The sequence below is a fragment of the Streptomyces boncukensis genome (genome assembly GCF_011045075.1).
GTDB classification, from domain to species: Bacteria; Actinomycetota; Actinomycetes; order Streptomycetales; family Streptomycetaceae; genus Streptomyces; species Streptomyces boncukensis.
In genome coordinates, this window is record NZ_JAAKZZ010000305.1 from 1 (window position 1) to 9230 (window position 9230).

The following is a 9230-nucleotide window of genomic DNA, read 5'->3' on the forward strand; positions in this document are numbered from 1 at the left end:
CTGGAGGACGAAGGGGTCGCCGCCGGGGATCACGCCGGAGGCGGATGCCATCTCGTCGGCCGGGGTCATCGTGCCGAGCGGGGTCATGCGTGAGTCGCTGCGGGTCTGGCCGCCCGCGATGTCGCCGCGGTTGGTCAGCCATGCCGCCCGTACGGTCATGAGGGTGGTCTCCCTTACTGCGGGTGTCGAGGCGCCTACCACCAGGCGGAGCGCCACGAGATGGTGAGGGCGCCGGCATCGTTGAACTCGGCGGCGCGGAAGCTGATGAGCGAGGCGCCGGGCGGCAGGATGCACGCCTGCTCAGGGGTGCTGCGGGGGGTGGCGGTATGCAGGCGCGGGGCGGTGTCGTTGAGGGTGACGGTGCCCTCACGGGTGTCGATGACGAGCCGGTCGGTGGTGCTGAGGGTGATGTCGTACTCCAGTACCGCGCCGGTGGCGTGGTTGGTAACGGCCGGGCGGATCACGGGGCCGGTGAGGGCGAGGGTGGGGTAGGTGTCCGCGTCGCCCGCGTTCTCGACGAGGACGGTGCCGGGGATGGCGTTGCCGCCCCAGTCCAGTTCCCATTCCAGGCCCGGCGGCGGGTCGGCCGGGTGCCAGTCGAGGCCGGGTTCCGGCACCGGCAGCCCGGTGCGGGCCACCTGCTCTTCGACTTCGTAGCGGCGTGGGTCGGCGCATGTCCATTCGATGGCGCCGGTGGGTTTGCCCCAGGTGTAGTCCTGGGAGGCGGGCAGGCTGCGGCGGGTGACCCGCGCCCACATCAACCGTTGCGTGCTGGCGAGTTGGACGACGAGCGCGCGTTCCTCCTGGCGGAGTGCGGTTGCCTGGCGTAGTTCGTCGAGGGCTTCGGGGAGTCCGGCGGCGCCGCGTGGGTGGTGGACGAGGAAGTCGAGGGTCAGCACGCGTGGCCCGGCCAGGAGCCAGCCGGGCCACGCGCCGTGGGACGCGGGCATCGGGACGGAGGCGTCATCGACGTCGGGGAGGTCGTCCCAGCCTTCGAGCTTGCGGCCGTGGACGGGGGTGCCCTCCCCCATCAGGTAGGCGCCGAACTGGATCTGTCCGTCGCCGGTGACGAGGACGTCGCCGAGGGGCACGCGCACCGCGCCTCACCCCCTTCCCTTCGCGAGCCAGGACAGTTCGCGGGCGATGGACGCGGGTGTCTGGCGCTCCTCGGCGACGAACGTGCCGATGGACACCACCGGTCCCCCGTCGGCCGAAGTCCCACCCAGCACGCCCGCGTTCGCGGCCTCGACCTGGGCGCCGAGGGCGGGGCGGTAGGCGGCTACCTGGTTGGTGACGGACTGGAGCTGTGCGCGCAGGGCGGGCATGGCGTCGGTGATGCCGGCGGAGAATCCGGCCATGACCAGCCGTCCGGCCGGGCGCAGGATGCGCGCGTCCTTCTCCGGTGGTCCCTTGACGTCCGGAAGCATGTCGGTCAGCGACCCGAGGGTGCCCCGTACGCTGCCGAACATCGACTTGATGCCGTTGATGAAGCCCCTGATCAGGGACTTACCAGCGTTGACGAGGACCGAGCCGAGATTCCCGAGGGCCGACTTGGCGTGGCGGGGAAGTCCTCGGATGGCGGAGATGGCGGAGGTGATGCCCGCCCGTATGGCGGCGGTCGCCGTGCGCCACGCGCTCGCCATCAGGGCCCGCAGGCGCCCGCCGAGGGATGCGGCGGCGGCAACGGCACGGCCCGGCAGGGAGGCGAGCCAGGCGACGGCGCGGCCGACGCCCTGGGCGGCCCAGGTGCCGAGCCGGATGAACACGCTGCGGAAGAACGCGCCGACGCGGCCGACGAGGGCACGCGCCCCGTTCCACGCGCCGGCGAAGTCGCCGCGCAGCAGCGCCGTCACGATGCGCAGCGCGGGCACGACCACGCCCCGCACCACGGCCGCGAGCGCGCCAGCGAGTACCGCCGCCAGGCGTCCGATGACGCCGATGATCGCGGTCAGGATCGGCATGAGCGCCCGGAGCACGCCGCCGAGCAGTTGCCCCAGCGCGGTCAGCAGGGGCGCGAGGGCCGCGAGGAGCTGCCCGAGGGCCGTGGTGATCTGGATGAGCGCGGGGCCGAGCGCGGTCATGAACTGGGCGGCGAGTTGCACGATCATCGGCAAGAGCTGGGCCAGCAGCGCGAGCAACGGGGCGAGCAGCGCGGGGAGCTGGGCCAGGATGGGTTGCAGCGCGGCGCTCAGCGTCGTCACGAGCTGGGTCAGCACGGGGCCGAGGGCGGTGAGCACCGGCACGAGCGTCTGCCCGAGCATGGTGATCAACTGCGTCAGGATCGGTAGGTTCTGTCCGATGTGTGCCGTGAGCGCGGCGATGATGGGTACGAGCGCGGTGCCGAGTGCCGCGACGATCTGTTGAAGGACCGGCGCCAGGGTGGTCAACGCCTGCTGCAAGGGTCCGGCAAGGCCCGTCACCAGCGTGTTCAGCAGCGGAACGACGGCGCGTAGCGCGGTGGACAGCACGCCGCCGACCACGTTTCCGGCGGTGGCCAGCGTCTCGAAGAGGCCGCGGAACGCTTCCTGTGCCTGGGCGCTGCCGGTGACATCGGCGAGCGTCCTGGACACCTGGTTGAGTACGCCGAGGAATCCGGCGCCCGCGTCGGCGGCGGGGCCGAAGATGTTGCCGACGGCCGTGCCCAGGTTGCCCAGGGTGTTGAAGAGCTGGCCGACGAGGGAGACGGCCCGCTCGATGGCGCGCTGGAGTGCTCCGGACTCGAACGCCTTGTTCAGCTTCTCCGCGATACCGCGTCCGGCGGATGCCGCGCCGGAGGTGATCCGTTCGAAGGACGGGCCGGCGGCGGCAGCGATCTGCCCGAGCGCGCGCACGACGCCGCCCGGAGCCCCGGCGAGGTTGCGAAGTCCGGCGTTGGCCGAGGACATCGCCCGGCCGAGCGTGCCGGAGTCGGCCAGCTCGACGGCCGCGTTCGCGACGCCCTTGGCCATGGTGTTCAGCACGCCGGCGGTTCCGGTGAGCTGCGTACGCAACACCGGGAGCACGGAGGAGCCGAGCCGCTGAACGCTGCGCGCGAGCCCGTCGAAGAGCGCACCCTGTACCGAGGAACGGAGCGCGTCCCAGGCGGGCGCGAGGCTGCGCACCTCGGTGACGAAGGCGCGGGCCGAAGGGGCGAGCTTCGCCATGGCCTCGGCGTCGCCCTGGAGCGCGTCGGCGACGCCGGACATGCCGATCTTGATGGCGGCGCCGGCGGACGCCACGGCGATGAGTCCGGTGGCGGCGACGCCGGCCGCCGGTGCCATCTGGGCGAGCCCGCCCGCGAGGCCGGCGATGTTCGGGACGGCGGTGAGGGCGAGGGCCCGTACGTTGCCCAGCGAGCGGGCGACGGCGCCGAGCGGTCCGCCCGCGCTCGCGCTGTCGCGGCCGAGGGCGGCGAGTGAGGCGCGTACGCCGTCGAGTCCGTCGCGGTCGGCGTCCACGCGGACGTGAATCGTCTCGTCCCGCAGCGTGGCGAGGCGGGCGCGTACCTCGGTGGTGAAGCCGTCCATGTCCGGCGTCACCGGGATGGTGACGCGCAGGGCGGCTTCGGCGCGCTCCAGCGCGGTGCGCAGATCGGCGGCGAAGCGGGAGGTGTCGGGGACGACGCGGACACTCACGCGGTCGGCTTCGCGCCCTCCGGGAGAGGCCATCGGGAGGGATCACCTCCTTATGACCGCCCCCTTCTCGGGAGCGCCGAAACGGTGCGCCAGGTCGGCGACGGTGGCCGGGCGCCGCTGCTCGGCGCCGGTCGGCCGGGGGAAGCGCTTGGGGCGCCGGATGCGTTTACGTGCGTTGGCCTGCGCGGTGATCCACGCGGCCTCGTCCACGGCGTCGATGACGGCCGCGAGCAGGTGGGCCGAGACAGTCCAGCCGCGGTGTTGCGGACCGCCGCGCACAGCAGCGGCGAAGGCGGATTCGTCGGGCAGCTCCTCTACGAGCGCGAGCAGCAGCGACGGCGCGGCCGGACGGCTCCCGAAGAGCGCTTCGGTCAAGTCGAGGCCGTAGAAGCGGCGGAAGTCGGCCAGCAGCGCGGCGCCGTGCTGGTCGGTCAGCTCGCAGAGGGCGAGGCTTCCCCCACGCTCACCGCCTTCGCCCACCGCTCGAACAGCACGGCGGCCGTGGCAAGGTCGCCACCGAGGGCGTCGAGGAGCCGCGCGCCCTGCTCGGGGGTCTTGGCGGCGACCTTGAGGGCTTCGGTGACGGCGCCGGTGTCGCCCGCGTTCGCCAACTGCTCGACGTCGGCGAGGAGTCCACGTTCCTCGGCGCTCATGCGCAGAGGGGAGCGCAGGGTCACGGCGGTGCCGTCCGGTAGGGCGATGTCGAAGTCTCCGTACTGCCGCTCGGCGGCGGCGCGGATCTCGTCGAGGGTCACATTGGGCATGCGTGCGGACCTCCAAGGGGCGTGCGGACGCTCGTAGGGCTGAGGGCGCGAGGCCGGGTGGCGCGGCGGTCCGCGATGAACCGCGCCACCCGACCGACCGGGGCGCGGGCGTCTCAGGAGCCCGGCGGCGTGGACAGCGCGGCGAGAGTGCCGACCTGGTAGGTCCACTCCTGTCCGGACATCCCGAGCACGGTGGCGCGTACCGGGAGCCCGGCCAGTTCCTCGGCGTCGAACTCGATGTCGTCGGCGCGGGCGATGGACACGCGCGGGAAGTGGAAGAACATGCCGTTCGCGCCGTCGCGGACGAGGACGAACAGCGCGCCTTCCAGCTCTTGCGGCACGCTGGGGACCTGCACCACGGTCCGCCCGGCGGCCTCCGCAGTGGTGGCGTTGGCGCCCCAGAAGGCGCGGTACGCCGACTCGTCCCACTGCTGGAGCGCGAAGGTCACGCTCTCGACGCGCGGGCTGGTGGTGTTGCGCAGGTTCTTGTTCTGCCAGGTGCCGAGCGTTTCGGTTTCGCCGCCGTCGGTGGTGATGCCGAACGGGTCGTCGAGGCTGGTGTGTCCGAAGTCGGCCCACGGCTCGGCGGGCGCGGTGATGTCGTCGGGGAGGGGCTGGCCGGTCGTGGGGGCGAAGTAGTAGTGGCCCACGGCCGGGTTGAGGACTGCGTTGTCGTCGAGCGGCACGGCGGTGCCCTCCAAGATCTCTCGTCAGACGGCAAAGCGCCCCGACGGAGGGTCGGGGCGCTCGGTGCGGAGTGGGTCCGGCGTCTACGCGGTGGGGCGGACGGTGAGTTCGTAACTGGCCTGGTAGCGGTACACGCCATCGGGCGTGCGCTCGTCGGGCAGCAGCGCGGGAGCCGCGCGCTCGGTGAGGAAGCCGATGGAGCCCACGGCGGGGATGACGGTCTGTGCGCGCCACGCGGTCACCAGGGCGGTGCGTGCGTTGGCGGCGAGGTCTTCGGCGGCGCGGTCCGTCTCGGCCCAGCACTGCACATCGACGACGGCGCGGCCGAGGAACCGCATGTCCACCGCCGCGCCGCCCACGGGGCGGGCGAGGACGAACGGCAGGGGCATCGGCTCGGGCAGGAGCGTGCCAATTGGCACACCGTCGAGGGCGGGGCGGAGGATGCCGAGGAGGAGGTCAGCCGGGGACGGCAGCGTCCGGGGAGGCAACGCCTCACCCCCTTCGCGCGGCGCGGGTCATGATGTAGAGCCCTTGCATGGCGCCGACGTGCCGACCACGGCCGTTGGTGAAGTCGTCGCGGCCGTACTCGATGGACAGCGCCGCGACATCGACGAGCGAGACCACCACGTCAGTACGGCCGCGCGTGACCTCGATACGGGCGTGCCCTTCCGCGCGGTGCTGGGCGAGGTCGGAGCGCGCCCGCGAGGCGATGCTGTTGGCGCGTGACCGGACGGCCTCCCTGACACCGGGCATCCGTGCAAGCTGCCGAGAGGCATGCAACCGCACATTTACCATCGGATCACCTCGACTTAGAGCCTTTCAAATGCCCCGCGATATTCATCAACTGACCTACAATTGTCTCACTTTCCACAGCAGCACCCTTCAGGGCGTTCAGGTCCACTTCGTAACACAAAGTCTCGACAGCACCGAAAGGCCCTTCAGCATCAACTTTCACGGAATACTTTGGCGATAGCACTGCAAAGACGTCTGAGCCGAGACCCACGTTGTACAACACCCTCCGCCCAGGGGGCATCACTGAAATCGGACAGCAAAGCGTCCGTTCCAGTCGCGCATCCTGATCTGAGCCCAGAGTGGTCCGCAACGGAGGGTCGATCTGCACTTTCACATTCCGCGCAACCGTGGAGCCAGTGTTCGTGATCGAGAGACAGAGCATCTGAGATTCCGGCGCACGCGGCACCAAGTCCACGACTACATACGGGTTGACTTGTTCGCGATAGACCCTTCGAGTAAACCTGAACTCAGTTTGGAAATTGTAAAAAGTCAAGACGATCGCTACCCCAGACAGCGCCACTGCAACCCATTCAGTCATAAGAAGAGCGTAAACTTAGCACGCGATAACTTCACGTAATGACACAACCCACGTCTACTGAATCGCTACCGCACGGATCAGAGCATCAATATGTCGGGTAGCGGGTGAGCCGTTGTAGCGGCGGGGTTCGCCGATCACGTCCCAGGTCCGCCCGTTCCACTCGACGCGTACCCACGGGCCGAGCGGGGCGTCCCGGGCGATGACGCGGTAGGTGGTTTCCGTGGCCTGTCCGGGTACGGCGGGCTCGTCGCTGTCTACCGGCTGAACGCGGCAGCGCACGGGCACGCCGGTCGTCGAGGGGCGCCAGACGGTGTTACCGCGGTCGTCGGTGGTCTGTTCCTGGGGGTAGACGGTGATGGTCTCGTTGCCGGTGTCCAGCAGGCTCACGGCGGCCACCATTCGCGGTCGAGCGGCAGGTAGGGGCCGGTCCCGCGCGGGTAGCGCACCAGGTGGCGCGGGTCGTGGCGGATGGGGTCGAGGTAGGGGACGGCGGTGAAGGCTCCGTTGCCGGCGCCGAGGAGGCGCCATTCCTCATCGAGGATGGTGAGGTATCCGGCGGCGGCGCGGGTGTCGATGGCGTAGGCGTAGTTCCCCTCCGTCTCAGAACGGTAGCCGCCCGGGTTGCGCAGGACGCGAACGACGGCGGCGGCTTCGACGGAAACGACGAGGGCGCGGTAGTGCTCGGAGGCGGTCACGCGGTCGTCGAGGTCGGGGATGCGGGCGCGGATGCGTTCCTCGATGTCGTCGAGGAGGACGGCGGCCAGCCGCTGCTCGGCCTCGTCGAGGTCCCGGCCGAGCCGGGCGGCGACGTCATCGACGGTTGCGTACGCCATGACCGCGTCCCTCCCCTTCGAGTCGTTCCACCGCGCTCACCCACGCGTCGAGTTCGGGGCGCGGGTCAAGCTCGGCGACGCGTTCGAGCGCGGCGGCGGACGCCGCAACCCACCGATCCGGCAGCAGGAGCGAGCGGATGGCCGAGACCCAGGCGTCGAGGTCGTCGCGGACGGCGAAGGTGCCGGACCACGACAGTGACTCGACGAGACCGGGTGTGGGCGCTGCAATGACGGGGATGCCCGAGCACATGGCTTCGATGGCGGCCATGCCGTACGACTCGTACACGCTCGGCATCAACAGCACCCGTGTGCGCGCCCACACGTCCCGCCGCATGGCGGCGGTGTGCGGGATGATCTCCACGTTGGGCACATCCCAGCGGATGACCTGTTCGCCGTGGCCGCCGATCACCCCGGCGAACGCCACGTCAGGCATCCGCTCGGCGAGCTGGTACAGGATCTCTCCGCCCTTGTGGGCGTTGAGGTTGACCAGGGTGACCAATTCGCCGGGTGTGGTGGCGTGTTCGTCGGGAGAGATCGGCGGGTGGACGACGATGCCGGGCACGCGGTAGCGGGCGCACTCGCGCTGTATCCACAGGGTGTTGAAAACCACGAGGGCGGGGCGCTTGTGCAGCCATACCCGGGTGTGGTGCATCTCGTTGTGAATGATCTGCACGACCGGGACGCCGCGGGTGCGGCCGTACTGGGTGGCGTGCGGGGTCTCCTGGTGGTGGGTGACCAGCGCGGCCGGGGCGAGCCTGTCGAGGAGTTCAGGCACCGTGCCGAGCGGTCCGGCACGGTGCACGGTCACGCCCTGGTGGTCGTACTCCGGCTCGCCCTCGGCCTGACTTGTGGTGACCACGTGGGCTTCGTGTCCGGCGTCGGCGAGTGCCCGCAACAAGGTGTGGAGCATCGTTTCCGATCCGGCGTTGTGGTACGGCACGTACCAGTGGACGAGGGCGACGACCCGCACCCCGTTCCCCCTTTCGTCAGGAGCGGGCGGGGGCGTCCTCGTAGGCGGCGAAGGCGTCGAGGTCGCCGATGGCCCATCCGAAAATGATCTCCGCGCGGAGCGCGACCAGGTTGTTTTCGAAGAGGGACACGAGCTGTCCGCCGAGGGTGACGGCGGCGAGGTTCGTGACGTCGAGCTTGAGGTCCTTCACGATGCCGACGCGAAGCTGATTCCAGTCTCCGCCGATGGCGCGGACGAGGGTGTCGGCGCTGGCGCCGATCTGCCCGGACACGCCGCGCCCGTAGCGCACCGGAAGACCCATGAGGCTGTTGGTGGCGTTGGAGAGGTCGGGGCCGGCGGCCTGGAAGAGGGGGCGGCCGAAGGAGTCGTACGCGTTCACCGCGCGGGCGCGGAAACGGGGGTCGGCGGCGAAGCCGGTGAAGTCGTGGCCATCGTTGATGACCAGCTCGTAGCCGTCGCCGATGTCCTTGGCCATGCCGCCCTCGTCGGGCAGTGCGGTGCCGAGGGTGACGCGGTTGTCGGTGGCGTTGAGGAACTGGCCGTCCACGCCCGCCAGTTCGCCGCCGGTGGTGGCGGCGCGGCCGTGGAGGACGGCCAGGTCCACCGCGCGGGCGATGGCGAACGACAGGTCCCCCTGGATCTGGGAGTACAGGCCGGCGATGTCCGCCTCCATGAACTCCTCGGAGACGGTGACGATGGTGGCGAACTTGCGCGGGGTCACTACGCGCATCTCGTACCGGTACTCGCTCTGCGGCTTCTGCTCGGACTCCCCCACCGGGCCCGCCTCCGGGCGCTGGGCGATGACGGGGATGTTCGTCTGCCCGTAGGTGAGCGGCATGGTGTTCGCCATGCCCAGGATCAGGGACTGTTCCTGGGCCTTCTCGAAGATCGGGCGCAGGACTTCGACAGGGAGCTGTCCGATGTCGGCAAGCACTCCGGGCACGGGCATGGGCGGGCTCCTATCAGGGCTACTTGTTCAGGGAGTCGCGGACGTACGCGGCGAAGGCGTCTGCCGGCGACGCGGGCGCGGAC

General features: G+C 70.5%; 12 protein-coding genes. All 12 read right to left on the reverse strand.

All coding sequences use genetic code 11. The annotated features are described in order from the left end of the window. Positions 1-194: 194 nt before the first annotated feature. Complete coding sequence (locus tag G5C65_RS24460; protein WP_338146629.1) at positions 195-1097, reverse strand: phage distal tail protein; 903 nt, start codon at positions 1095-1097, stop codon at positions 195-197. 6 nt (positions 1098-1103) lie between these two features. Beyond that, the gene (locus tag G5C65_RS24465) at positions 1104-3647 is read right to left on the reverse strand and encodes a phage tail protein (protein WP_165301079.1); all 2544 of its coding nucleotides are present in this window, start codon (positions 3645-3647) and stop codon (positions 1104-1106) included. 9 nt (positions 3648-3656) lie between these two features. Beyond that, complete coding sequence (locus G5C65_RS24470; RefSeq protein ID WP_206442219.1) at positions 3657-4094, reverse strand: hypothetical protein; 438 nt, start codon at positions 4092-4094, stop codon at positions 3657-3659. Then, complete coding sequence (locus G5C65_RS24475) at positions 4046-4378, reverse strand: phage tail assembly protein (RefSeq protein WP_165301080.1); 333 nt, start codon at positions 4376-4378, stop codon at positions 4046-4048. Before G5C65_RS24475 ends, G5C65_RS24470 begins: the two co-directional genes overlap by 49 nt. A 113-nt stretch (positions 4379-4491) precedes the next feature. Continuing rightward, the gene (locus G5C65_RS24480; protein ID WP_165301081.1) at positions 4492-5079 is read right to left on the reverse strand and encodes a phage tail tube protein; all 588 of its coding nucleotides are present in this window, start codon (positions 5077-5079) and stop codon (positions 4492-4494) included. 69 nt (positions 5080-5148) lie between these two features. Then, positions 5149-5484, reverse strand: a complete 336-nt coding sequence (locus tag G5C65_RS24485) for a hypothetical protein (RefSeq protein ID WP_165301082.1) — start codon at positions 5482-5484, stop codon at positions 5149-5151. A 73-nt stretch (positions 5485-5557) separates the two neighbouring features. Then, complete coding sequence (locus G5C65_RS24490) at positions 5558-5860, reverse strand: DUF5403 family protein (RefSeq protein WP_165301083.1); 303 nt, start codon at positions 5858-5860, stop codon at positions 5558-5560. Positions 5861-5864: 4 nt separating this feature from the next. Further along, complete coding sequence (locus G5C65_RS24495; protein WP_165301084.1) at positions 5865-6395, reverse strand: hypothetical protein; 531 nt, start codon at positions 6393-6395, stop codon at positions 5865-5867. 54 nt (positions 6396-6449) lie between these two features. Beyond that, positions 6450-6782 (reverse strand): phage head completion protein, encoded by a 333-nt coding sequence (locus G5C65_RS24500; RefSeq protein ID WP_165301085.1) that lies wholly within the window; start codon positions 6780-6782, stop codon positions 6450-6452. Next, complete coding sequence (locus G5C65_RS24505) at positions 6779-7228, reverse strand: Gp19/Gp15/Gp42 family protein (RefSeq protein ID WP_165301086.1); 450 nt, start codon at positions 7226-7228, stop codon at positions 6779-6781. Before G5C65_RS24505 ends, G5C65_RS24500 begins: the two co-directional genes overlap by 4 nt. Beyond that, the gene (locus tag G5C65_RS24510) at positions 7206-8198 is read right to left on the reverse strand and encodes a glycosyltransferase (RefSeq protein ID WP_165301087.1); all 993 of its coding nucleotides are present in this window, start codon (positions 8196-8198) and stop codon (positions 7206-7208) included. Before G5C65_RS24510 ends, G5C65_RS24505 begins: the two co-directional genes overlap by 23 nt. A 16-nt stretch (positions 8199-8214) precedes the next feature. Then, the gene (locus G5C65_RS24515; RefSeq protein WP_165301088.1) at positions 8215-9147 is read right to left on the reverse strand and encodes a phage major capsid protein; all 933 of its coding nucleotides are present in this window, start codon (positions 9145-9147) and stop codon (positions 8215-8217) included. Positions 9148-9230 lie beyond the last annotated feature (83 nt).

Bases quoted from the DNA above. Each gene is read 5' to 3' on its own strand.
- G5C65_RS24505 (WP_165301086.1), bottom strand. From the start codon at position 7,228: ATGGCGTACGCAACCGTCGATGACGTCGCCGCCCGGCTCGGCCGGGAC.
- G5C65_RS24465 (WP_165301079.1), bottom strand. From the start codon at position 3,647: ATGGCCTCTCCCGGAGGGCGCGAAGCCGACCGCGTGAGTGTCCGCGTC.
- G5C65_RS24515 (WP_165301088.1), bottom strand. From the start codon at position 9,147: ATGCCCGTGCCCGGAGTGCTTGCCGACATCGGACAGCTCCCTGTCGAA.
- G5C65_RS24495 (WP_165301084.1), bottom strand. From the start codon at position 6,395: ATGACTGAATGGGTTGCAGTGGCGCTGTCTGGGGTAGCGATCGTCTTG.
- G5C65_RS24490 (WP_165301083.1), bottom strand. From the start codon at position 5,860: ATGGTAAATGTGCGGTTGCATGCCTCTCGGCAGCTTGCACGGATGCCC.
- G5C65_RS24475 (WP_165301080.1), bottom strand. From the start codon at position 4,378: ATGCCCAATGTGACCCTCGACGAGATCCGCGCCGCCGCCGAGCGGCAG.